The sequence below is a fragment of the Marinimicrobium koreense genome (assembly GCF_003762925.1).
Lineage (GTDB): Bacteria > Pseudomonadota > Gammaproteobacteria > Pseudomonadales > Cellvibrionaceae > Marinimicrobium > Marinimicrobium koreense.
In genome coordinates this window covers 1,991,670-2,015,555 of the sequence record NZ_RJUK01000001.1, presented here as the reverse complement: position 1 = coordinate 2,015,555, position 23,886 = coordinate 1,991,670, and the positions used below count along the sequence as shown (strand labels likewise).

21 protein-coding genes are annotated in these 23,886 nt (G+C 60.0%); 13 read left to right on the top strand and 8 right to left on the bottom strand.

Annotated features, from left to right (window positions below; genetic code table 11):
- Positions 1-34 precede the first annotated feature (34 nt).
- Both EDC38_RS08810 and EDC38_RS08805 read left to right on the top strand, forming a co-directional pair.
- Positions 35-1,213 (top strand): ATP phosphoribosyltransferase regulatory subunit, encoded by a 1,179-nt coding sequence (locus EDC38_RS08810; RefSeq protein WP_123638180.1) that lies wholly within the window; start codon positions 35-37, stop codon positions 1,211-1,213.
- A 45-nt stretch (positions 1,214-1,258) separates the two neighbouring features.
- Positions 1,259-2,554 carry an adenylosuccinate synthase gene (locus EDC38_RS08805; protein WP_123638179.1) on the top strand — a complete coding sequence of 432 codons (1,296 nt, stop codon included), beginning with the start codon at positions 1,259-1,261 and terminating at the stop codon, positions 2,552-2,554.
- A gap of 417 nt (positions 2,555-2,971) precedes the next feature.
- Here EDC38_RS08805 and smpB read toward each other — a convergent pair whose 3' ends face one another.
- Entirely contained in the window at positions 2,972-3,454 is a 483-nt protein-coding gene (gene smpB, locus EDC38_RS08800) for an SsrA-binding protein SmpB (RefSeq protein ID WP_024461133.1), read from the bottom strand.
- A gap of 199 nt (positions 3,455-3,653) precedes the next feature.
- On the opposite strand from smpB, the gene EDC38_RS08795 reads away from it, so the two are divergent.
- From EDC38_RS08795 to EDC38_RS08785, 3 genes are read left to right on the top strand one after another with little or no spacing between them, the layout of a single operon-like run.
- Positions 3,654-5,012 carry a sodium-dependent transporter gene (locus tag EDC38_RS08795; protein WP_123638178.1) on the top strand — a complete coding sequence of 453 codons (1,359 nt, stop codon included), beginning with the start codon at positions 3,654-3,656 and terminating at the stop codon, positions 5,010-5,012.
- A gap of 28 nt (positions 5,013-5,040) precedes the next feature.
- The gene (locus EDC38_RS08790) at positions 5,041-5,475 is read left to right on the top strand and encodes a type II toxin-antitoxin system RatA family toxin (RefSeq protein ID WP_123638177.1); all 435 of its coding nucleotides are present in this window, start codon (positions 5,041-5,043) and stop codon (positions 5,473-5,475) included.
- Between the two features lie 12 nt (positions 5,476-5,487).
- A complete protein-coding gene (locus tag EDC38_RS08785) occupies positions 5,488-5,808 on the top strand; it encodes an RnfH family protein (protein WP_123638176.1) in 321 nt (106 codons plus the stop codon).
- A gap of 59 nt (positions 5,809-5,867) precedes the next feature.
- Here EDC38_RS08785 and EDC38_RS08780 read toward each other — a convergent pair whose 3' ends face one another.
- A complete protein-coding gene (locus tag EDC38_RS08780) occupies positions 5,868-6,329 on the bottom strand; it encodes an outer membrane protein assembly factor BamE (protein ID WP_024461129.1) in 462 nt (153 codons plus the stop codon).
- 77 nt (positions 6,330-6,406) lie between these two features.
- Between EDC38_RS08780 and fur the strand changes: the two genes are divergently transcribed.
- Positions 6,407-6,814, top strand: coding sequence for a ferric iron uptake transcriptional regulator (fur, locus tag EDC38_RS08775; RefSeq protein WP_024461128.1), 408 nt, complete (start codon positions 6,407-6,409; stop codon positions 6,812-6,814).
- 67 nt (positions 6,815-6,881) lie between these two features.
- On the opposite strand, the gene recN is transcribed toward fur, so the two are convergent.
- On the bottom strand, positions 6,882-8,558 hold the full coding sequence (gene recN / locus EDC38_RS08770; protein WP_123638175.1) for a DNA repair protein RecN: 1,677 nt from the start codon (positions 8,556-8,558) through the stop codon (positions 6,882-6,884).
- A gap of 196 nt (positions 8,559-8,754) precedes the next feature.
- Here recN and grpE point away from each other — a divergent pair, with 196 nt between their 5' ends.
- The 6 genes from grpE (at position 8,755) to EDC38_RS08740 (ending at position 17,065) form a co-directional block, all read left to right on the top strand.
- The gene (gene grpE, locus EDC38_RS08765; RefSeq protein ID WP_281273517.1) at positions 8,755-9,345 is read left to right on the top strand and encodes a nucleotide exchange factor GrpE; all 591 of its coding nucleotides are present in this window, start codon (positions 8,755-8,757) and stop codon (positions 9,343-9,345) included.
- A 174-nt stretch (positions 9,346-9,519) separates the two neighbouring features.
- Complete coding sequence (gene dnaK / locus EDC38_RS08760) at positions 9,520-11,448, top strand: molecular chaperone DnaK (RefSeq protein WP_123638173.1); 1,929 nt, start codon at positions 9,520-9,522, stop codon at positions 11,446-11,448.
- A gap of 95 nt (positions 11,449-11,543) precedes the next feature.
- Positions 11,544-12,674, top strand: coding sequence for a molecular chaperone DnaJ (dnaJ, locus tag EDC38_RS08755; RefSeq protein ID WP_123638172.1), 1,131 nt, complete (start codon positions 11,544-11,546; stop codon positions 12,672-12,674).
- A gap of 481 nt (positions 12,675-13,155) precedes the next feature.
- Complete coding sequence (locus EDC38_RS08750; RefSeq protein WP_123638171.1) at positions 13,156-14,217, top strand: sugar phosphate isomerase/epimerase family protein; 1,062 nt, start codon at positions 13,156-13,158, stop codon at positions 14,215-14,217.
- Complete coding sequence (locus tag EDC38_RS08745) at positions 14,217-15,368, top strand: Gfo/Idh/MocA family protein (RefSeq protein WP_123638170.1); 1,152 nt, start codon at positions 14,217-14,219, stop codon at positions 15,366-15,368. Before EDC38_RS08750 ends, EDC38_RS08745 begins: the two co-directional genes overlap by 1 nt.
- Before the next feature lie 107 nt (positions 15,369-15,475).
- Positions 15,476-17,065, top strand: coding sequence for an MFS transporter (locus tag EDC38_RS08740; RefSeq protein WP_123638169.1), 1,590 nt, complete (start codon positions 15,476-15,478; stop codon positions 17,063-17,065).
- A 77-nt stretch (positions 17,066-17,142) separates the two neighbouring features.
- On the opposite strand, the gene EDC38_RS08735 is transcribed toward EDC38_RS08740, so the two are convergent.
- The 5 genes from EDC38_RS08735 to EDC38_RS08715 all read right to left on the bottom strand — a co-directional run bounded on the left by EDC38_RS08735 (position 17,143) and on the right by EDC38_RS08715 (position 22,923).
- Positions 17,143-18,168, bottom strand: coding sequence for a cupin-like domain-containing protein (locus EDC38_RS08735; RefSeq protein ID WP_211331058.1), 1,026 nt, complete (start codon positions 18,166-18,168; stop codon positions 17,143-17,145).
- A 97-nt stretch (positions 18,169-18,265) separates the two neighbouring features.
- Complete coding sequence (locus EDC38_RS08730) at positions 18,266-19,495, bottom strand: cellulase family glycosylhydrolase (RefSeq protein ID WP_123638168.1); 1,230 nt, start codon at positions 19,493-19,495, stop codon at positions 18,266-18,268.
- A 356-nt stretch (positions 19,496-19,851) separates the two neighbouring features.
- Complete coding sequence (gene dxs / locus EDC38_RS08725; RefSeq protein WP_123638167.1) at positions 19,852-21,720, bottom strand: 1-deoxy-D-xylulose-5-phosphate synthase; 1,869 nt, start codon at positions 21,718-21,720, stop codon at positions 19,852-19,854.
- Between the two features lie 64 nt (positions 21,721-21,784).
- A complete protein-coding gene (gene ispA / locus EDC38_RS08720; RefSeq protein WP_123638166.1) occupies positions 21,785-22,675 on the bottom strand; it encodes a (2E,6E)-farnesyl diphosphate synthase in 891 nt (296 codons plus the stop codon).
- The gene (locus EDC38_RS08715; RefSeq protein WP_024461118.1) at positions 22,672-22,923 is read right to left on the bottom strand and encodes an exodeoxyribonuclease VII small subunit; all 252 of its coding nucleotides are present in this window, start codon (positions 22,921-22,923) and stop codon (positions 22,672-22,674) included. The genes ispA and EDC38_RS08715 overlap by 4 nt, the downstream gene beginning before the upstream one ends.
- A gap of 183 nt (positions 22,924-23,106) precedes the next feature.
- Here EDC38_RS08715 and pomA point away from each other — a divergent pair, with 183 nt between their 5' ends.
- Positions 23,107-23,874 carry a flagellar motor protein PomA gene (gene pomA, locus EDC38_RS08710; RefSeq protein WP_123638165.1) on the top strand — a complete coding sequence of 256 codons (768 nt, stop codon included), beginning with the start codon at positions 23,107-23,109 and terminating at the stop codon, positions 23,872-23,874.
- Positions 23,875-23,886 lie beyond the last annotated feature (12 nt).

Below are 23,886 nucleotides of genomic sequence, written 5' to 3'. Positions count from 1 at the left end.
CGTACGCTGAATCCAACAACTGTTCGAGTCTGTTATGACCTATGCTGACCGCTGGCTGTTGCCCGACGGTGTTGAGGAAATTCTGCCTGCCGAGGCCGAGGCCATTGAGCAACTGCGCCGTCGCCTGGTAGACCTCTACCGCACCTGGGGTTACGACCTGGTGATTCCGCCGTTGCTGGAGTACACCGACTCCTTGCTGACCGGCCTGGGCCGCGATGTAGATCTGCTCACCTTCAAAGTGACCGATCAGCTCTCGGGCCGCACCTTGGGTATCCGCGCTGACATTACGCCGCAGACCGCCCGTATGGATGCCCACAGCTTTACGCTGCCCGGCGCCAATCGCCTCTGCTACGCCGGCCATGTGGTTCACGCCAAGCCCAAGAACCCCCTTGCCACCCGTACCCCCATCCAGGCCGGGGTCGAATTCTTTGGTGAGCCGGGCACTCGGGCCGATATCGAAGTGGTGTCGCTACTGCTCGAATCCCTTGCCCTGGCGGGGCTTCCGCGCCAGCACATAGACTTGGGGCATGTCGGTATTTATCGAGCTCTTGCCGATGCCGCCGATCTGAGCCAGACACAGGAAGATATCTTTTTCGACCTGCTTCAGCGCAAGGCCGTCACCGAAATTCGCGCCTGGGTAGCGGACAACCTGAATGGTTCGCCCCTGGCCGATGTGTTCCTCGCGCTGCCCGGGCTGGCCGGCGATCGGTCCGTGCTGGATCGGGCGCGGGACTGTTTTGCCCAGTGCCCGCCTGCCGTACTGGCGGCTGTGGATCAACTGGAGCAGGTCGCCGACGTGGTGGCTGAGCGCTACCCGGCGGCGGAACTTTACTTCGACCTCGGCGAGGTCCGCGGTTACCACTACCTGACCGGCCTGGTGTTCGCGGCCTTTGCGCCCGGTTATGGCAACCCGATCGCCAGTGGCGGCCGGTACGATCATATTGGTGAAGTCTTCGGCCGGGCTCGGCCCGCGACCGGGTTCGCGGTGGATATTTCCGCGATCAGTAAATTGGGGTTGATCGAGCGCCAGGCCCCCAGGGGAATCTGGGCCGCCGATCAGGCCATGCCCGAGCAGTGGCAGGCCGTACAGGCGTTGCGGGCAAAAGGGGAGCGGGTGGTCTTCGGCGCAGAGCCAACACCGCCCGAGGAAGCGGGCTGTGACCGCCAACTGGTCCTGAAGGACGGACACTACCAGGTTATTCCTCTGGCCTGATCGGCCGGGGAGCACATTTAATGTTACAAAATGAGTTGCACAAACATGGGTAAGAACGTCGTGATTTTGGGCACCCAGTGGGGTGACGAAGGCAAGGGTAAGATCGTCGACCTGCTGACCGATCAGGTATCGCTGGTGGCCCGCTTCCAGGGCGGCCACAATGCCGGCCATACACTGGTGATCGACGGTGAGAAGACCGTTCTTCACCTGATCCCCTCCGGCATTTTGCGTGAAGATGTCACTTGCCTGATCGGCAACGGCGTGGTGCTGTCTCCCGAGGCCCTGTTCAAGGAAATTGCCGAGCTGGAAGCTAAGAGCGTTCCCGTGCGCAAGCGCCTGCGCCTGTCGCCGGCCTGCCCGCTGATTCTGCCCTACCACATTGCCCTGGACCAGGCGCGCGAGGCGGCCCGTGGCAACGCAAAGATTGGCACCACCGGCCGGGGTATTGGTCCGGCCTACGAAGACAAAGTGGCCCGCCGGGGCCTGCGCCTGGGCGATCTGTTGCATATGGACCGTTTTGCGACCAAGTTAAAAGAAGTGCTGGATTACCACAACTTCATGCTGACCAGTTATTACGGCGTGGATGCAGTGGATTACCAACAGGTGCTGGACACCTGCACCGCCTGGGCCGAAGAGCTGCGCCCGATGATCACCGACGTGACCGAGGCGCTGCACAGCGCCCGCGAGCGCGGCGAAGGCATTCTGTTCGAGGGGGCCCAGGGCTCTCTGCTGGATATTGACCACGGTACCTATCCGTTTGTGACCTCCTCCAACACCACCGCTGGCGGCACCGCGACTGGCTCCGGTTTTGGCCCCATGTACCTTGATTATGTTCTGGGCATCACCAAGGCGTACACCACTCGTGTCGGCTCCGGCCCATTCCCCACCGAGCTTGACTGCGGTGTGGGTCAGCACCTGGGTGAGAAAGGACACGAGTTTGGCGCGACCACGGGCCGCAAGCGTCGCTGTGGCTGGTTTGATGCGGTGGCTCTGCATCACGTCAACCGGATCAACAGCGTCACCGGCCTGTGTCTGACCAAGCTGGATGTGCTGGACGGTCTGGACACGGTGAAAATCTGTGTTGAGTACCGCGATGCCCAGGGGAATCCGGTAGGGATTCCGTTCGATGCCGAGGGCTGGGAGGCGATTGAGCCGGTGTATGAGGAGCTGCCGGGTTGGCAGGAGTCGACCGTTGGTGCCAAGTCTCTGGATGAGCTGCCGGAAAACGCCCGCGCTTATATCCGCCGTCTGGAAGAGATTCTGAAGACGCCGGTAGACATCATCTCCACCGGCCCAGACCGCATCGAAACCATCGTCCTGCGCCACCCCTTCTCCGCCTAGCCCCTCCGTCGCCCGGTCGCGCTTCGTTCTCTCCAGAGCGTCCGGGCCCGCTACCGGGTGACCTGTTTTCAAAACACATGAACCCATCCATGGGGCTCCCTCGCTTCATCCCTGAAGCGAGGGTTTGAAAACAGGTCACCCGATACCGTGCCCTCCGAGGTGAATTCACGTTCTGGTGTAATTATCTATACCCACTGAACCGGCCTTCTACTCCAGAGGGCTCGATGTCAGGTGGGCTGTTTCGGAACCCTCGCTTCAGGGATGAAGCGAGGGAGCTACAGGGACGTATTCATCGCGTTTCCGAAACAGCCCACCTGATAGCGAGCCCGGGTTTTCTGGAGAGAGAGGAACCCCGCTAAAGGGCTCGGAGGCTCTGGAGGGGCCAGGCTCTCTGGAGGGGAAAAATGGTAAAAAGAACTACCTATTCACATCCTTCATGATCGCCCGCTTCTGACGATTCCAATCGCGCTCCTTCTCCGTCTCGCGCTTATCGTGCTCCTGCTTACCTTTACCCAGCGCCACCTCGCACTTCACCAAGTGCTTCTTCCAATACAGCGCCGTTGCCACCACCGTGTAGCCCTTCTGCTCCGCCGCCGCCTGCAGCTTCGCAATCTCCTTGCGCTTGAGCAGCAGTTTGCGAGTGCGGGTCGGATCGGTCACAAAATGAGTCGACGCCGTGGGCAGCGGTGATATGTGGGCGCCGAGCAACCACGCCTCGCCGTTTTTGAACAGCACATAGGTATCCGTCAGCTGCACCTTACCCTGGCGCAGGCTCTTCACCTCCCAACCCTGCAGCGACAGGCCCGCCTCCACGCGATCCTGCAGCGCGAAATCAAACTTGGCCTTCTTGTTCAGGGCAATGGTATTGCCGCTGGGTTTCTTACCCTTCTTCTTACTCATCGAAATGATCAACCTTGCTCGGGGCGTGAATGTGCGGCGGGCATTATAAAGGCTTGAAGGCCTCTCTGTCTGCCCGGATTCGGGGGCGAACCCTGCACATTCCCGACAATTGCCGTTACAATGCCGCCTTTGTGCCCGCAACAGCGGGTCGGCCGCGCGCGCCAGAGCGGCGCAAACCGACTTTAGCCCGGAGCTAGCCGTGGAACGCATCAAACAACACGCGATTTGGGGACATAAAGGCACCTTTGTCCTGGCCGCCACCGGTTCCGCGGTGGGGCTGGGCAACATCTGGAAGTTTCCCTACATCACCGGCGAAAACGGCGGTGGGGCGTTTGTGCTTATGTACCTGGTGTTTATTGCCATGATCGGCGTGCCGGTGATGATTGCCGAGGTGGTGCTCGGGCGCCATGGTCGCGCCAACCCGGTGGATTCGGTCAGAAAAATGGCGCAGCAGAGCCGGGTGTCGCCGCATTGGAATCTGATCGGGGCCCTGGGGGTATTGACCGCGTTTCTGATTCTGTCGTTCTACAGTGTGGTGGCCGGCTGGGCGCTGGATTATATGAGTACGGCGGTGCAGGGTGGCTTCAGTGGTTGGAATGGAGAGTCGGCCAGCGCCGCTTTTGACGCTCTGCTCGCGGATCCGACGCGCCTGATGCTCTGGCAGACGGTGTTTATCGGCTTGACGGTGCTGGTGGTCGCTTTCGGGGTGACCCGGGGCCTGGAAACGGCAGTTCGGGTCTTGATGCCGCTGCTGTTTGTGCTCCTGTTGTTGTTGTTGGGCTACGCCGTCGTGGCGGGAGATTTCGCTCAGGGACTGCATTTCATGTTTGACTTCAACGTGTCGGACCTGTCCTGGCAGGGCGCCTCTATTGCCCTCGGGCACGCATTCTTTACCTTGAGTCTGGCCATGGGTGCGATCATGGCTTACGGCTCCTATATGCCCGGCAAGGCCTCAATCGGGAAGATGGTTCTGACGGTGGCGGTACTGGATACGTTGGTGGCGCTGGTGGCGGGGCTGGCGATGTTTCCGATCGTGTTTGCCACCCCGGGCATTTCCCCCGGCGACGGTCCCGGCCTGATGTTTGTCAGTCTGCCGGTCGCCTTCGGCAGCATGCCCGGCGGGGTCGTCTTCGGGGCGGCCTTCTTTGTGCTGGTGACCCTGGCCGCCTGGAGCTCCACCATTTCACTGCTCGAGCCCTGTGTGGCCTATATCACTGAGCGTTTTGGGCTCAAGCGGTACACGGCGAACGGATTGATTGCCGGCAGTGCCTGGCTGCTGGGCATCGGCTCGGTTCTGTCGTTCAACCACTGGGCCGACTTCACCGGACTGTTCGGTATGAACGTGTTTGGTTTTCTGGATTTTGTCACCCAGCGGGTGATGTTGCCGCTGGGCGGTCTGGCCATGGCGCTGTTTGTCGGCTGGGTGGCCCGTCGGGAGCTGTTGCGCCATGAGCTGCGCCAGGAGAGCGAGCGCCAGTTTGAGCTCTGGTTGACGCTCCTCAAATACCTTTGTCCGCCGGCGTTATTGCTGATTCTGATCGGCGGCTTCTGGGCCTGATGGCCGCGAATCAACGGGAGATGTTTTCTTGACCCATCGAGTAGAACGCAGTGCGCTGGTGAACTATTCACCCGCGCAGATGTTTGAACTGGTAAACGATATCGAGGCCTATCCGGAGTACATGAGTGACTGCGTCGGTGCCGAGGTGTTGCGCCGGGGTGACGACTGGCTGGAGGCGCGCCTGGAGCTGCAGAAGGCGGGTATCAGCCAGAGCTTTGTCACGCATAACGTGCTGAAGACGCCGGAGAGCATGACCATGAGTCTGGTGGATGGCCCCTTTTCCCGCCTGGAGGGTAAGTGGACCTTTGAGCCGGTGGGCGAGGGCTGCCGAGTGCGCCTGGAGCTGGAGTTTGATATGCAGAACCGCCTGCTGAGCCTGGCGGTGGGTAAGTTTTTCGAGTCGGCGGCAAGTCAGCAGGTGGATGCACTGTGCAGCCGTGCCCGACAGATCTATGGTGTTTAAGGGGCTGCAAACATGGCGGATGGTGATTTGATTACCGTAGAAGTGGCCTATGCCCGGCCGGACCAACAGAAGATCATAGAGCTGTTGGTGGAGCCGGGTACCACGGCGTATCAGGCGGCTGAGCGCTCGGGTATTGTGAAAGTGTTTCCGGAGATTGATCTGGACAGCGCCAAGATGGGCATCTTTGGTCAGGCGCTCGGAACCAAGGGGCTTAAGCCGCCACGGGAGCACGAGTTGCAGCCCGGGGATCGGGTCGAGATCTATCGACCGCTGATTTCAGATCCGAAAGAGGTGCGTCGCAAAAGGGCGCAGAAGAAACAGGCGGAATCCTGATCGCACGGAGCCTCGTTGGTGAGGCCCCGGTGGTATTGATGGGCGGGGGTGGCCGAGGATCACATGGTGTTGGTGGGTAGTGGCGTCGCCTCGGTGTCATCATTGACGTCTTCACCCGGTGTCGGCAGGGGGTCGCCCTCGATATTGGTCGGTACCAGCGGTGTCTCGTCCTCGTCGCTGCTTTCTTCGGGGCGGACCGCGCTGCCTTCATAGCGGGTCATCTGATCATTTTCGAAGTAGACCGTCAGATGGCGCTCGCGCAGGTTCTCGTCGCCGCGACTCAGGCTGTAGTGATAATCCCAGCGATCCTGGTTGAAACCATCTTCAAGCAGCGGCGTGCCCAGCACAAAGCGCACCTGACGCTTGGTCATGCCGGTTTCGAGTTGGTCGATCATCTCCTGGGTGATGATGTGTCCTTGCTGCACATAGATTTTGTGCACGCCGGGAAATTGGAAATAGGAGCAACCTGTCAAGCTGGCGAACAAGACGGCGACCAGTGAGAGTTTGCTGGCTATTTTCATATAAGGGCTTCCACTTGGCAAAATGAACGGGGATAATACCCGATTGACGCGAATACTGAGAAGGGTTTGGGGGTTAAATGGCCGAAGAAAATCAGGAACTGCGCAAAGCGGGGCTGAAAGTCACCCTGCCCCGGGTGAAGATTCTGCAAATGCTGGAGTCGTCCGAAAACCATCATATGAGCGCCGAAGATGTCTACAAGGCACTGATGGAGGCGGGTGACGATGTGGGCCTGGCCACCGTGTATCGGGTACTGACGCAATTTGAGAGTGCCGGTCTGGTGGAGCGCCACAACTTTGATGGTGGCCACTCAGTGTTTGAAATTGCTCGCGGTGAGCATCACGATCACATGGTCTGTATGGACTCAGGCGAGGTCATTGAGTTCCATAACGAAGAAATCGAGCGCCTGCAGCGGCAGATCGCCGAGCAGCACGGCTATGAATTGGTCGATCACAACCTGGTGTTGTACGTAAAGCCCAAGAAGTAGTCCTCGGCCATAAAGTGGCCGTATTGCCGGTGGCGGCACCCATGTGGTGCCGCCTGTTCCGGTCCTCTCAGGCCGCTCCCTCGGTCACCATCTCCCTGGCGTGAGCCAACGACTGTTCGGTCACCTTCATGCCGCCCAGCATGCGGGCAATCTCTTCGATTTTCTGCTCTCCTTCCAGAGTCACCAGCGTGGACTCCGCCGACTGCTTTTTCGCAGTCTTGGTGACCTGGAGGTGCTGGTGGCTCTTGCTGGCTACCTGCGCCAGGTGGGTGACGCAGAGCACCTGACCGCCCTCGCCGAGTTGCCGTAGCAGGCGACCCACCACATCCCCGGTCGCCCCCCCGATACCGACATCCACTTCGTCGAACACCAGTGTCGGAATGGCCGAGGTGCGGGCGGTTACCACCTGAATGGCCAGGCTGACCCGAGACAGTTCGCCGCCGGAGGCGACTTTGTTCAGCGAGCGGGCCGGCTGACCCGGGTTGGTGCTGATGATGAACTCCACCTCTTCCAGACCCTGAGGGCCGGGCTTGTCCTCCAGCGGCGCCAGACTGACCTCCAGGCGGGCATTTGGCATGGCCAGATCACTCAGCTGCTGATTGACCGCTTTGGCCAGTTTGCTGCTGGCGCTCTGCCGGGCTTTGGACAGGGAACTGGCGGCCTTGCGATAGTCGGCTTCGGCGGCCTGCATCTGCTGCTCCAGCTCATCGAGCCGCTCGTCGCCGCCCTGAAGCTGAGCCAACTCATCGCCCAGGTCAGCGAACAGCTGGGGCAACTGTTCGGGCCCGATACGGTGCTTGCGGGCGACGTCATAAATCGCGCTCAAGCGCTCCTCGACCTCGCGTAGCCGCTCCGGGTCGAGATTGAAACCATCGATATGATGCTCCACCTCACGCTGGGCCTCGTCGACCTGAATCTGGGCGCTGGTGAGCAGCTGTTCCGCCTCCTGCAGGGCGGCGGACTTCTCGGGCATGTCCCGCAGCAGGTGCAAGGCCCGGTGCATCAGGACACTCAACCCCTGGTCATCATCGCCGCACAGGGCCGACAGTTCGTGGCTGGCACGCAATATATCCTCAGCGTGGGCGAGACTGCGCTGCTCCGCTTCCAGCTCGTCCAGCTCGCCCTCTTTCAGGTCCAGTTGCTCCAACTCCTGCACCTGATAGCTCAATAGCTGATAGCGGGCGCTGACCTCTTCGGCGTTATCGCGCAGGGCTTCAAAGTCGCGCTTGCAAGTCTGCCAGTGTCGGTACGCCTGGCGCACCTTTCCCGCCAGCTCGCTCTGGCCGGCGTATTCATCCAGCAGGTGCCGGTGGGTTTCTTTGCGCAGTAGGGACTGATGCTCGTGCTGACTGTGGATATCGATCAGCATCTCCCCGAGGGTTCTCAGTTGCTGCAGAGTGACTGGGTGGCCGTTGATAAAGGCCTTGGAGCGGCCCTCGGCGGTAATCACCCGTCGCAGCAGGCACTCACTGGGGGCGTCTTCCTGGAGAAGCTCCTGGGCTTCCAGCCACTGGCGGGCAGCCGGTATCCGCTGGGTATCGAAGGTGGCGTGGATATCCGCCTTGCGGGCCCCGGCCCGGACCCGCTGTCCGTCCGCCCGGTCGCCCAGCGTCTGTCCGAGCGCGTCCAGAACGATGGATTTACCGGCACCGGTTTCCCCGGTGATGGCGGTCATGCCGGGCCTGAGATCCAGATCCAGCTGGTCTACCAGGGTGAAATGGCGAATGCTGAGATGCGTAAGCATGGTGACCCTCACGGAGCGAGAGAAAATAATCTGTGTTTTTATACAGTAAAACACAGGGTTCGGCCAGAGGGCCAGCAGGAAAATCTTATCGGGCCCTGTTTGGGCCCCTTGAATCCTTCCGCCAAAGCCCCATATAGGCTCCACGTTCTTATTCTGCAGCTCCCGGCTGCCAAGGTAAATGACAACGGAGATCAGTGTGGCTAACGAAGAAAATCGCGACGCTCAAGAGTATGAAGAGGTGGCGGCAGAAACCGGGTCGGCCGATGCCGACACCCATGCCGCTCAGGATGAGGGGGCTGAGGAGGCGTCTGTCGAGGCCCTGCAGGCCAAGGTGGAATCCCTGAGCGCCGCTATGGACTCGGCCAAAGAACAGGTGCTGCGCTCCCAGGCCGAAGCCCAGAATGCCCGTCGTCGGGCCGAGCAGGATGTCGAGAAGGCACACAAGTTCGGCCAGGAGAAGCTGCTGCAGGACCTCTTGCCGGTGGTGGACAACCTGGAGCGGGCGCTCTCGACCATGGATACCGACAATCCCGAGCTGAAGGCGGTGGTCGAGGGTATTCAACTGACGCACAAGTCGTTTATCGATGTGTTGGCCAAGCACCAGGTGGTGCCCGTCAATCCGCAGGGCGAACCCTTTGATCCGGAACTGCATCAGGCCATGACCATGGTGGCCAACCCCGATGTCGAGCCCAACACCGTGATCGACGTGTTCCAGAAGGGTTATACCCTGCACGGTCGCCTGGTCCGTCCGGCGATGGTGGTGGTGTCCAAGGCGGCGGATGCGTGATGGATCGCCGGCAGCCTTAAATTGCCGGCATAAAGGCCTTGAAAAGTATCGAACAGGGCCAATATAGGAAGTAACTGATTGCGAAAGCGGACTCCGGGGTCGGAGCCGCAGACACACACCGAGGCGCGCGAGCTGATCTTTCGCGTTTCGACAGAACATCTTTAGGAGATTTTCATGAGTAAGATCATCGGTATTGACCTGGGTACCACCAACTCCTGTGTATCCGTAATGGAAGGCGGCAAGCCCAAGGTAATCGAAAACGCCGAGGGTGATCGCACAACCCCGTCCATCGTGGCCTTTACCAATGATGGCGAAATCCTCGTTGGCCAGAGCGCCAAGCGCCAGGCCGTGACCAACCCCCACAACACCCTGTATGCGGTCAAGCGCCTGATCGGCCGCAAGTTCAAGGATGATGTGGTTCAGAAAGACATCAAAATGGTGCCTTACAAGATCGTCGCCGCCGATAATGGTGACGCCTGGGTTGAAGTGAAGGACGAAAAGAAAGCACCGCCGCAGATTTCCGCTGAAGTGCTGAAGAAGATGAAGAAAACCGCCGAGGATTACCTGGGCGAGAAGGTCACCGAAGCGGTGATTACCGTTCCGGCCTACTTCAACGACTCCCAGCGTCAGGCGACCAAAGACGCCGGCAAGATTGCTGGCCTGGACGTGAAGCGCATCATCAACGAGCCGACTGCGGCGGCGCTGGCCTATGGTATGGACCAGCAGAAGGGCGACCGCACCATCGCGGTATACGACCTCGGTGGCGGTACCTTTGATATCTCCATCATCGAGATCGCCGACGTGGATGGCGAACACCAGTTTGAAGTGCTGTCCACCAACGGTGACACCTTCCTCGGTGGTGAGGACTTTGACCTGCGCCTGATCGACTACCTGGCCGATGAGTTCAAGAAAGAGCAGGGCATTGATCTGCACAATGATCCGCTGGCCCTGCAGCGCCTGAAAGAGGCGGCCGAGAAAGCCAAGATTGAGCTGTCTTCCAGCCAGCAGACCGAAGTGAACCTGCCGTACATTACCGCCGACAACACCGGTCCCAAGCACCTGGTAGTGAAGCTCACCCGGGCCAAGCTTGAATCTCTGGTGGAAGAGCTGGTCACCCGCTCACTCGAGCCGGTGAAGATGGCCATCAAAGACGCCGGCGTATCCGTCAGCGACATCAGCGATGTAATTCTGGTCGGTGGCCAGACCCGTATGCCGATGGTGCAGAAAGCGGTGGCCGACTTCTTCGGTAAGGATCCGCGCAAAGATGTGAACCCGGACGAAGCGGTAGCGGTCGGCGCGGCCATTCAGGGTGCGGTACTGGCCGGTGACGTGAAAGACGTGCTGCTGCTCGACGTGACGCCGCTGACCCTGGGTATTGAAACCATGGGCGGTGTGGCCACGCCGCTGATTGAGAAAAACACCACGATTCCGACCAAGAAATCGCAGATCTTCTCAACCGCCGAAGACAACCAGACGGCTGTGACCATTCATGTGGTTCAGGGCGAGCGCAAGCAGGCGGCGCAGAACAAGTCGCTGGGTCGTTTTGACCTGGCTGACATTCCGCCGGCAACCCGGGGTGTTCCGCAAATTGAAGTGACCTTTGATCTGGATGCCAACGGTATCTTGAACGTGAGCGCCAAAGACAAGGCCACTGGCAAAGAGCAGTCCATCGTGATCAAGGCCTCTTCCGGTCTGTCGGATGACGAGATCGAGAAGATGGTGAAAGACGCCGAAGCCAATGCGGAAGCGGACAAGAAGTTTGCCGAGACCGTCACCGCGCGCAACACGCTGGAAGGGCTGATTCACGCCACCCAGAAAACCCTGAAAGACGCCGGTGACAAGGCGACTGACGAAGAGAAGTCGGCCATTGAGGCGGCGATCGCCGAGGCTGAAGAAGCCGTCAAGGGCGAAGACAAGGACGCGATGGAAGCGGCGACCAACAAGCTGACCGAAGCCTCCAGCTCTCTGGCGCAGAAGCTCTATGCCGAGCAGCAGGGCCAAGGCGGCGCGGAAGCTGGTGCGGACCAGCAGGAGGCTCCGAAAGACGACGACGGCGCCGTGGATGCCGAGTTCGAAGAAGTGAAGGATGACGAGAAGAAGTAATTCCGCTTCTCCAATCCTTGAAAGACGGTAGCAACAAATGCGGGCATGCCCGCATTTGTTGTGTCTGTAGTAACTGACCAAAAAGCGACTGTAGCATGGCAAAACGCGACTATTACGAAGTGCTGGGCGTCTCCCGGGACGTGTCCGCCGCTGATTTGAAAAAAGCCTATCGTCGAGTGGCGATGAAGCATCACCCGGACCGCAATCCGGGGGACGAAGAGGCGGAGAACAAGTTCAAAGAGGCGAGTGAGGCCTACGAGGTCCTGTCCGACGCGCAGAAGCGTTCTGCCTACGATCAATTTGGCCATGCCGGTGTCGACCAGAGTGCCGGCATGGGCGGTGGCGCCGGAGCCGGTGGTTTCGGCAGCTTCAGTGATATTTTCGGCGATGTGTTCGGCGATATTTTTGGCGGGGGTGGTCGCGGCCGCGGCGGCCCGAGTCGAGGCGCCGACCTGCGCTATAACCTTGAGTTGAGTCTGGAGGATGCCGTCAGAGGCACCAATGTCCAGATCAAGGTGCCGACCCTGGTGGCCTGTGACACCTGTGATGGCAGCGGCGCCAAAAAGGGCACCTCGCCCAAAACCTGTACCACCTGTGGCGGCATCGGCCAGGTGCGTATGCAGCAGGGCTTTTTCTCGGTGCAGCAGGCCTGTCCGACCTGTCGTGGCAAGGGCAGTATAATCACCGACCCCTGCGGCAGCTGTCACGGTCAGGGCCGGGTCGAGCAGACCAAGAAACTGTCGGTCAAGGTGCCCGCCGGTGTCGATACGGGAGACCGCATCCGCCTGTCCGGTGAGGGCGAAGCCGGGGCCGAAGGTGGTCCAGCGGGCGATCTGTACGTCGAAGTGCACGTCAAACCGCACGAGATTTTCCAGCGCGACGGGGCCGATCTGTACTGCGAAGTCCCCGTGGATTTTGTCGATGCGGCGCTCGGTGGAGAGCTGGAAGTGCCCACCCTCGATGGTCGGGTGAAGCTCAAGGTGCCCGCTGAAACCCAGACCGGCAAGTTGTTCCGGCTGCGGAGCAAGGGGGTGACCCCGGTGCGCGGCGGTGCCCGTGGCGACCTGATGTGTCGTGTCGTGGTCGAGACGCCGGTGGATCTGACCGGCAAGCAAAAAGAGCTGCTGAAGGAGTTTCAGGCCACCATGAAAGGCGGAAAGAACTCGCCCCGGCAGAGCAGCTGGTTTGACGGTATGAAGAACTTCTTTGGTGATATGAAAATCTGATGCTGAAACCTGTGTCGGGTTAAGCGCTGCGCGCTAACCCGTGAGAGGTTGGGGTAACGGCGGATGCGCCTTCGGCTTATCCGCCCTACGCGACCCACCCGTAGGTCGGGTTAGCGTGCAGCGCGTAACCCGACACATATAGCACTTCCGTACTTCCTGCCCCCTTTGCTCGTCCCGCCGCAACCCTTTATTTCCGGGTTTTACTATATAAAAAGTAATTCTCTGTTGAAAAACTCGCTCTTTAGTGGTCGAATCGACATTAACCCGTTTATTATCGTATCTTTACGGGCGCAGCTCGGGTTCCGCGGTAGAGATATGGCGCCGGTGATGCCATAATCGCCCAACCGCATTTGCTGACAGCGCTGTCGTGAAGCGATGACGACACGGCAATCTATTGTGGGTACTGGCTCGGTCCCGCTTCGCGAGAAGTGGTTTGCCGGTACCCGGTTGATAATCCACCAAACCGATGGGGGAGACAATAATGAAGACGATGAAAGGGCCCGCGCTATTCCTGGCCCAGTTCGCCGGCGACGAAGCGCCGTTCAACAGCCTGGAAAACGTATCCAAGTGGGCCGGTGGCCTGGGCTTCAAAGGCATCCAGATTCCGTCCTGGGACAAGCGCCTGTTCGATCTCGAAAAGGCCGCGGAGAGTCTCGATTACTGCCAGGAAGTGAAAGATACCCTGGCGCGCTACGGCCTGGAGCTTACCGACCTGTCGACCCACCTGCAGGGTCAGTTGGTAGCTGTACACCCGGTGTACGACGAGATGTTTGATGGCTTTGCTCCGCCGGAGCTGCACGGCAAGCCCGATGAGCGCCAGAAGTGGGCGGTCAACCAGCTGATGCTGGCGGCCAAGGCCAGCAAGAACCTGGGTCTGAAAACCCACGGCACCTTCTCCGGCGCCCTGTTGTGGCCCTTCATGTACCCCTGGCCCCAGCGCCCGGCGGGCCTGGTGGACACCGGTTTCAAAGAGCTGGCCAAGCGCTGGCTGCCGATTCTGGACGCCTTTGACGAGGCGGGTGTGGACCTGTGCTACGAAATTCACCCGGGTGAAGACCTGCACGATGGCGCTACCTTCGAACGCTTCCTGAAGGAAGTGGACAACCACCCGCGCGCCAACATTCTGTACGATCCCAGCCACCTGGTCCTGCAGAATCTCGACTATATCGGTTTCCTCGAGCGCTACATTGATCGCATCAAAATGTTTCACGTCAAGGACGCCGAGTTCAATCCCAGCGCCCGACAGGGCGTTTATGGCGGTTACGAGGGTTGGGTCGAGCGTGCCGGTCGCTTCCGTTCGCTGGGCGATGGGCAGACCGACTTCAAGCGCATCTTCTCGATTCTGACCGCCAACGGTTTCGACGGTTGGGCCGTGATTGAGTGGGAGTGCGCGCTGAAACATCCCGAAGCAGGGGCGGAAGAAGGCGTGAAATTCGTCAATGACCATATCATCCGTGTAACGGAGAAGGCTTTTGACGATTTTGCAGGAGGAGACGCCGATGAAGAAAGTAACCGCCGCATTCTGGGTTTGGGAGGTAAGTAATGGCTGATGCACGAGTTCGCCTAGGCATGGTCGGTGGTGGACAGGGCGCCTTTATTGGCGGTGTTCACCGTATTGCCGCGCGCATTGATGATCGCTATGAACTGGTCGCCGGGGCCCTGTCCTCCAAGCCGGACGTGGCCAAAGCCTCCGCCGATGAGCTGCACATTGCGCCAGATCGTTCCTACGCCTCCTACGAGGAGATGTTCGCCGCTGAGGCCAAGCGTGAGGACGGGATTGAGGCGGTGGCCATTGTCACGCCCAACCACATGCACTTCCCGGTGGCCAAGGCCGCCCTGGAAGCCGGCATCAACGTGATCTGCGACAAGCCGGTCACCCGCACGCTGGAAGAAGCTCTGGAGCTGGAGCAGATCTGCGCCAAGAGCGATGCGTTCTTTGCGCTGACCCACAACTACAGTGCCTACCCGCTGGTGCGCTACGCCCGCGAAATGGTCGAGCGGGGCGATTTGGGTCAGGTTCGCCTGGTGCAGGTGGAATACCCCCAGGAGTGGTTGACCCAGGCTCCGGAGGAAGACAACAAGCAGGCGGCCTGGCGCACGGATCCCAAGCGTTCCGGTAAAGCGGGCTGCCTGGGCGACATCGGCACCCACGCCTTCCAGTTGGCCACCTTTATTTCTCAGCTTGAGCTGGATTCGGTCAGTGCGGACCTCACCGCCTTTGTTCCGGGTCGGGCGGTGGACGATAACGTCCACGCTATGATGCGCTTCAAAGGCGGTGCCAAAGGCATGCTCTGGACCAGTCAGATCGCGCCCGGTTGTGAGAATGGTCTGAAGATCCGCATCTTTGGTGACAAAGCGGGGCTGGAGTGGGCTCAGGAAAAACCCAATGAGCTCTGGCTGACGCCGCTGGCCGGACATCACCAGCGGATTACCCGTCGGGACGACAATATCGACAGTGATATTGCGACCCGCGGTATTCGCATTCCGTTTGGGCACCCGGAGGGCTACCTGGAGGCGTTTGCTACGCTCTACACCGACGTGGCCGATGTTCTGGTGGCCAAGCGCAAGGGCGAACAGCACCCGATCGAATCCTGGATACCCGGTATTGAAACCGGTGTGCTGGGCATGCGGTTTATTGAAGCGGTGCTGAACTCGTCCGAGGCCGATGGCCGCTGGACGCCGCTGGTTTCCTGACGTTCTGTAAAGCAGTAACCAAAGACGGGCGATAGTGCCCGAAACGGTCACGCACCCGCCGGCAACCGCTGGCGGGTGCGTTGATAAAAATAATGAGGATGTGAGTTATGAGTACAGCCACTGTCGATGCCAATGGCATCAATCGTAAGCGGTTATTTGTCGGGGCGTGTATTGCCCTGTTCCCCACCGCGTTTTCCTTCGCCCTGGTGGGCGGTATTCTCGGTCAGTTGAAAACCGAGTTTATTCTGACCAACGCCGATATCGGTATGATCGGCGGCGCCGTGCTGTGGGGGATGGCACTCTCCCTGATTTTTGTTGCACCCTTTCTGGAAAAAATCGGCCTGCGGGTCGCGGCGACAGGGGCGTTTTTCAGTCACCTGATCGGTGTCAGTCTGGTGCTGTCGGCCTACTTCGTATCCGGCTCGCCGAGCGGTTATTGGGTCCTGTTCCTGGGCGCGATCGTCATGGGGATTGGCAATGGCCTGATTGAGGCCACCGGTAACCCAATGACGGCGGCGCTGTACCCGGAGCGCAAAACGGTCAAGCTCAACCACTTCCACGCCTTTTTCCCCGGCGGTATGGTGGTTGGTGCTCTGTTGGGTTTCTTCATGTCGCAGATCGGTGATCTTGGTGCCATCGACCTGGGCCACTGGACCGTTCACATCGGCGTCATGTACATCCCGATTTTCATCTACGGCGCCATGCTGCTGCCGCTCAAGTTCCCCAAGACCGAAACCGCCGAAGCCGGTGTGCCGGTCAAGGAAGTGCTGCTCTATACCATCACCCACCCCATCGTGCTGCTGCTGATCGTCATCAAGATGATCACCCTCTCGCTGGAGCTGGGCCCCATGCGTTGGATTCCGGATGTACTGGAAAATGCGGGCATGCACGGCATGTTGGTATTTGCCTGGTTGACCGGTTTGATGGCGGTTCTGCGCCTGTTCGCCGGCCCGGTGGTTGAGCGCCTGGCGCCGACCGGCATGCTGTTCTGCGCCGCGATTCTGACCGGCACCGGTCTGATCCTGTTCTCGATCTTTGAAACCGGTATGGTCAAGCTGCTGTTCGCCGCTACCGTGTTTGCCTTTGGTGTGGCCTTCTTCTTCCCCACCATGGTGGGCTTGATGAGCGAGCGTTTCCCCAAGGCCGGCTCGGTCGGTATCGTGCTGATGATCGGTGCGGGTATGGGGGTCTCCGGTACGCTGCAGGGTCAGATGGGCGTGGTCGCCGACCGCTATATGCCCGAGGCACTGGATGAGCAGCGCACAGTCGCCATTCTTGAAGAGGTGGAAGAAACCTTCCCGCTGTATCTGGAGCGCGCCGAGCAGGCCTCGGGCGATCTGGACGCACTCTCCGAGCTCGGCTATCTGCCCGCTGACGTCGAGACCGTGATCGAGCGGAACGAGATCGCGCTGTCGGACTATCGCGCTGATGGTGAACTCAACGGCCCTCTGACCGGTAATGCCCTGCGTGCCTTGCTGGACTCGGGCATTCCGGCGGCTGCCGATCTGCAGGCTGAAGCGGGTGCGGTGTTGCGTCCGGCCGACAACTACGGTGGCCGTATGGCGTTCCGTTGGGTTGCGCCTATTGCGTTGATCGTGGCTGCCTTCTTCGCCGGCATGTTCATCTACGATCGCAAGCGCGGTGGCTACCGTGCCGTCAAACTGGATCGGGGTGAGCCGGGTACCGGTGGTGCCTGATCGGATCGCAGATCAGAGCGTTTGACGCTGAATAGAAAGGGGCCCTTCGAGGGCCCCTTTCTTTTTTGGGAGCGTGATCAGCGCCGGTCCAGGGCGTTGCGCAAAAAGCCCTTCAGGTAGTCAGCCAGCTCCGGCGTCATTTCCCCCAACGCCCGTCGTTGTTCCGGTGATAAGTGCTCCGCCGGGTCGGTTTCGCTGAACAGGTAGTGATCGAAAAACGTCTGCCAGGCCCGGCGTTTTTCCAACGGCAATTGACGAACCGTCAACAGACCGTGCACCAGAGCCTCAAAGGGTGAGCCGGTGTTTGGTACGCCGGTCTCCCACCAATAATTGATCAGCACATTGAACCTCGCCAGAGATTCCACCTGGTGCCACCACAGGGACGGAATGTAGAGCACATCACCGGGCTCAAGTTCGGCGACGCGCGCCGTGGGCATGGCCTCGGCAAACTTCGGGAAGCGCTCAAGGTCCGGCTGGTAGGGGTCTACCAGACTGATGGGCTGACCAGCGGGGGTAAAGTCGATGGGGCCGACGTACAGGTTGCGGACCTGTTCGGGCGGAAACAGGGTAAAGCGCCGTCGCCCGGCCACGACGCAGGCGAGGTTGTCCGAAACATCATAATGGGTGGGGATGGTGGTGCGATTGCCAATCCAGATATTGGGGGGAACCCGCTCGTCCACCAGGTTCATGGTGTTGTCACGCTCCAGTCCCGGCAGGGTGTGTGGGATGGCGGTGGCACCGATATAAAACGCCGGCGGATTGGCATCGTCTTCCATGCGCTGGAGGCGCTGCAGGGCGGTTTCAAAGTGATCTTTACGACGAACAAAATTGAAGCCCTGCAGGTGCTCGTCGTAGGAAAAGCGTCCTCCAATCTCGGGTGCGCCCAAAAACAGCTCGATCGGCTCGCCCCGGCTGAAGCCGACAAGATACTCGCGCAACGCCTGTTGCGACTTGAGGGCGTGAGTGACAGCGGGCCAGTCCTGGGTATAACCGCGCAGAATCGCCGGTTCGAATCGGGGTGCGATCTCGGTGATAAACTGCTTTGGGGTGACATTGTGCCATTCAGTCACCGGAGAAGGTTCGAGTTTAGGGGCGTGCATCATGACAGGACCGTTGTTCAGATAACCAGCTCTGTACCTTACGGTCTTTGTGACTTTATTGCCAGGGGGCGCGGCCCGCATGATGCGGACCGCCGGTGGGTTATTGGTTATCGCAGGTGCTCTGGCCTATGCAGCTCTGGTCATTTTCCCATCCCCAGCCAGTGCTCTGGTTCTGGCAAACCGGGTAAATGCTTCCGTACCAGTTGCAGGTGCTGGGGCCCGAGCCTGAGGAGCCGCCATCGGGCATGACACAGCTCTCTCCGTTTTCCCATCCCCAGCCGCCGCCGGTATCAGAGCTGGAGTCACAGCAATAGGGGTAGCCATTGGAGGCAGTGCCACAGCTGTTGCCGTCACCACTGCTGCCACCAAAGATGCTGGCGGAGTTGCTCGTATTGGCGATGCCATTGGTGGCATAAAACAGCTGATTGCCCCAGCTGGTCAGGCTGCTGCCGTTGAAATTGTTGACAATATCCAGAGAGGACAGGTCGGAGCTGTTTCCGGACCAGGACCAACCCAGGTAGCCATAACCGTACTGCTCGGCCCGTGCCATGATGGCATCGGCGGCGACGTAGCTTCCGTAGTGATCGGCAGCAAACTCGCCTATGACCAGAGCGAGGCCCTGATTGTTGAAGCTGGACAGGTAGCTGTTGACGGCGTTGTCACTGTCATACACTTCATACATGTGAACGCTGAATATGACGTTACTTTGAGGGTCGCTGGCCAGAACCTGCTGCGCGTTGTCGCGCATAATGCCCTGCCAGTCCTGCCCCCAGTTGGCGGCGTCGACCATCAGGGTATGATTCAGGCCGGCATTGCGCAGTCGGCTGATCGCCTGGGTGTGAGCGCTGACCCAGTCACTCGCCGATGGTCCGTTGCCGAAGGGTTCGTTGGCGATATTGATGATCACATAGTCCTCTTCACCCTGCAGAACGTTCTGAATGTCCAGCCAGTAATCGACCGCTTGGGACACTGTCGCCGCGCTGCCCGCTTCACCGTAGCCGGTTGTGTCGTGGACCTCCAGCACCGTAATAAGCTCTTCTGATTTGGCCCGGCTTATGATACTGGCCACTTCAGAGGCCGGGGTACGGTTCCACTGGGCGCCATTGCTCAGTACGATCCTCACGGTATTGGCCCCGAGGGTGGCAATATCCTGCAAAGACTGATCGGTTTGTCCGCTGAACCAGGCGTGAGGCACATTGACGCCACGCATTACAAAGGCGTTGCCGTTTCCGTCGAGTAACTGTGTGCCTGAGACAGACAGGTCGGCTTGGACTGACAGCGCCGCCAGTGTCAGCAGGGTGGTTGCGATGGTTCGAGTGAATGCAGTCATTCTTGAGTCCTCATTATTATCAGTTTTGATTAAAAGTAACCGGTTACATTTTGGGCTATATGGTCCTCCTGGTTTGAGCTATGGATGGTTTGTTTAATTGAGGTCGAAGGTCTTGCGTCGTTTGTTTTGAGGCCAATAAATAGAAGTTGTCTTGGCTCGTTCGCAGACGGAGTTCAAGTTTCTTATTCGGCTTTCAGGCGCGAGTGGCCGCGCTTACTGAATGTCACTTCAAAATTCTTGTAACCGATTACAGTCAGGATAGAAAGATTTTCTGGACTAAACAAGTCCATTATTAGTCGAAAAGTGAATGGTAGGGCTTTCGAGTATTCAGATTTTGAATGCTCACCAGAGGCGGGTTAATGTCCGAGGTGGTTACGGATAGCCCTCTCAATCCCGTCCGCGTCCAGGCCCTGGCTGGCCAGCTGTTTTTTCTGACTGTCGTGTTCGGCGAACTCGTCGCGAAACCCGAGGGGCAGCCAGGGGGTCGCGATAGCCCGGCTGGCAAGGTGCTCTCCCACCGCACTGCCGGCGCCGCCGGCGATGGCGTTTTCCTCAACCGTGACAATCAGGGTGTGACTCTCGGCCATGCGCTCAATCAGAGCGGTATCCAGGGGTTTGACAAAGCGCATGTCACAGACGCTGGCGTCGATCCGCTCCGCCACGGTGAGGGCTGTGGCGAGTGAAGCGCCAAAGTTCAGAATGACCACCTCGCGCCCCTGGCGCAGCTCCCGTCCCTGACCGATGGGCAGTTCGTTCATCGCCTGCTCAATATCCGTTCCCGGGCCGGTGCCTCGTGGGTAGCGTACCGCCGCCGGTCCCTCATGTTTCCAGGCGGTGTACAGCAGTTGGCGACACTCGTTTTCGTCGCTGGGGGCGGCGATCACCATATTGGGAATGCAGCGCAGGTAGGTCAGATCAAAGGAGCCGCCGTGGGTGGGCCCGTCTTCGCCGACCAGTCCGGCCCGGTCGATGGCGAAGGTGACGTCCAGGTTCTGTAGTGCCACATCGTGGATCAGTTGATCGTAGGCGCGCTGGAGGAAGGTGGAGTAAATGGCGACCACCGGCTTCTGGCCCTCACAGGCGAGTCCAGCGGCCAATGTGACGGCGTGTTGCTCGGCAATGGCCACATCGTAGAAGCGCTCCGGGAAACGCTGGGCGAAATCCACCATGCCGGAGCCCTCACACATGGCGGGGGTAATACCAATCAACCGCTCATCCCGCGCTGCCATATCGCACAGCCAGTCGCCAAACACCTTCTGGTACTTGGGGCCGCTGGGTTTGCGGGGGGCCGGTTTGGGCTCCAGCTTGTTCAGCGCATGGTAGCCCACGGGGTCGTCCTCCGCCGGGCCAAACCCTTTGCCCTTGCGGGTGATGATGTGCAGCAGCTTGGGGCCTTTGACTTCGCGAAGATTGCGCAGGTAGCGCACCAGGCTGCCCAGGTCATGGCCATCGATGGGGCCGACGTAGTTGAAGCCCATTTCCTCAAACAGGGTGCCCGGGGACATGAAGCCCTTGAAGTGTTCTTCGGTGCGCCGGGCGAACTCCCAGGCGGAGGGAATCTTGGTGAGTACCTGTTTACTTCCTTCGCGCAGGGAGTTGTAGAACTTGCTGCCCCATACCTTGGACAGGTAGGTGGCCAGCCCACCCACATTGGGGGAGATCGACATGTTGTTGTCGTTCAGGATGACCAGCAGGTCGGTGTCCGTGTGGGCAATGTGGTTGAGCGCCTCGAACGCCATTCCGGCGGTCATGGCGCCGTCGCCGATAATGGCGGCACACTTGCGCTCGCTACCGGTCATGGCACTGGCCAGAGCCATGCCCTGGGCGGCGCTGAGGGACGTGCTTGAATGGCCCACCCCGAAAGTATCGTATTCGCTTTCGCCCCGCTTGGGAAAGCCGGACAGGCCGCCCCCCTGACGAATACTGCTCATGCGTTCGCGGCGGCCGGTGAGGATTTTGTGGGGATAGGTCTGGTGGCCCACGTCCCATACCAGGCGGTCATCCGGGGTGTGATAGACGTAGTGCAGGGCCACTGTCAGCTCCACGACCCCCAGTCCGGCGCCAAAGTGTCCACCGCTCTGTCCCACGCTGTACAGCAGGTAGGCGCGCAGCTCCTCGGCCAGCGGCTCCAGGTCCCGCTCATTCAGCGCCCGCAGTTGCTCTGGCGAGTCAATCTGGTCGAGCAGGGGCGTTTCCGGGCGGTCTGTGGGAATTTCGTCAAACATGAGTCACGTCGTTATTGGAAAGGGGCCATTGTAGGGGCCAGAAGCCCGTCTGCCTAGCGGGGCGTCAGTGCCCGCGCTCAATAATGTAATGCGCGAGGCTGCGCAGCGCTGTGGCGCTGTCGTCGAACCCGCTCAGGCTGTCGAGGGCCTGAGTGAGCAGTTCCCGGGCTTTGGATTGTGCGCCGTCGAGCCCGAGCAGGGACACATAGGTGGGCTTGTCCCGCGCGTTGTCGGCTCCCTGGGGCTTGCCCAGCGTGCTGGTATCGGCGATGACATCCAGAATATCGTCCTGCACCTGAAAGGCCAGGCCGATGGCGCCGGCGTAGTCGCTCAGGGCCTCGCGTTCACCGGTCGAGGCGCCGCAGGCGCGGGCCGCCATGGCGACACTGGCGCGAATCAGGGCGCCAGTTTTGTGTTGGTGCATGCGCTCCAGTTGGGCGATGTCCGGGCTTTGGTGAACGGCGCCGAGATCGATGGCCTGACCCAGTACCATCCCCTGTGCGCCGGCGGCCTGAGCCAGGTCGGCAATCAGCGCCACGCGCTGCTCCGCCGACAGGCGGTCGCACCGGGCGAGCACCTCAAAGGCGAGCGTCTGCAGGGCATCTCCGGCCAGAATGGCCGTCGCCTCGTCGAAGGCAATGTGGCAGCTGGGCTGGCCGCGGCGCAGGTCATCATCGTCCATGGCGGGCAAATCGTCATGAATGAGGCTGTACGCGTGTAAGCATTCCAGGGCAACCGCGACCGTATCCAGGGCCTGGTCGGGTTCGTAGCGCAGCGCCGCGCCCGTGCTGTAGACCAGCATGGGGCGGACCCGCTTGCCGCCATTGGCCAGGCTGTAGGCCATGGCTTCGGCCAGCTGTGGGCGCTGAGCATCGGGTTGCGGGAGAAATCGGGTCAAACCCCGGTTGAAGCGTTCACGCCACGGGCCGGCGAAGGCGTCGAAGTCGGTGCTCATTCACCGTCATCCTCGCCGCCGGGCGTCATCGGCTGAACGCTGATCTGACCCTGCTGTTCCATCAGTACCTGAACCTGCTGTTCCGCCGCGCTCAGGCGCTCCTGGCAATCCCGGGTCAACTGAATCCCGCGCTCAAAGGCTTTCAGGGATTCTTCCAGAGAGAGCTCGCCTTGCTCCATTTGGTTCACCAGCGCTTCCAGGTCGCTCAGTGACTGTTCAAAGTCCACGGACTTCTTTTTCGTGGGCATGGGGCACCTGTCGTTTGGGCCAGGGTCGAGGTGAAGATTTTCCGGCATTGGCCGATAGACTCCTGGCGGGATGTCTGTGGTGATAAAGGGCGCAATTATAAACCGACTGCTGCTAAGATGCAGGTTTTACCGCAGATTCAACACGGCGTATCCGCCGTTTCAGCCTAGTGTGAGGAGCCACCAGTGGATTTAGCAACCCTCGTAGGGATCATCGGCGCAATTGGTCTGATCGTCGCCTCCATGGTGCTGTCCGGCGACCTGATGATATTCGTCAATGCGCCGTCCCTGTTGATTGTGGTCGGGGGCACCGTATTCGCCGTAATGGCCAAGTTCAGTCTGGGGCAGTTCTTCGGTGCCACCAAGGTGGCCGCCAAGAGCTTTGTCTATCGAAGCACGGACCCGGCGGAACTGATCGAGGAGATTGTCGAACTGGCCGACGCAGCGCGCAAAGGCGGTCTCTTATCCCTGGAAGGTAAGGAGGTCAGCAGCGACTTTCTGCAGAAAGGCATTCAGTTGCTGGTGGACGGCCACGACCCGGAGGTGGTCAAGGCGATGATGTCCAAGGATCGCTACCTGGCGGAGGATCGCCATTTGAAGGGCGCGTCCATTTTCAGCGCACTCGGGGATGTGGCGCCGGCCATGGGCATGATCGGTACCCTGATTGGTCTGGTGGCGATGCTGTCGAATATGGAAGACCCCAAAGCCATCGGTCCGGCGATGGCCATCGCTCTGCTGACCACTCTGTACGGTTCTCTGCTCGCCAACGCCGTGTTCCTGCCCATTTCCGATAAGCTCAAGTTGCGCGCGGATGAGGAGGTACTGGTGCAGAGCCTGATCATCGATGCCCTGCTGGCCATTCAGAGCGGCCAGAACCCGCGGGTGATCGATTCCATGTTGCGCACCTACTTGCCCGAGCGGAAGCGGGACGTCGCGGACACGGATGCCGCCTGAGGGGGAGTAGGA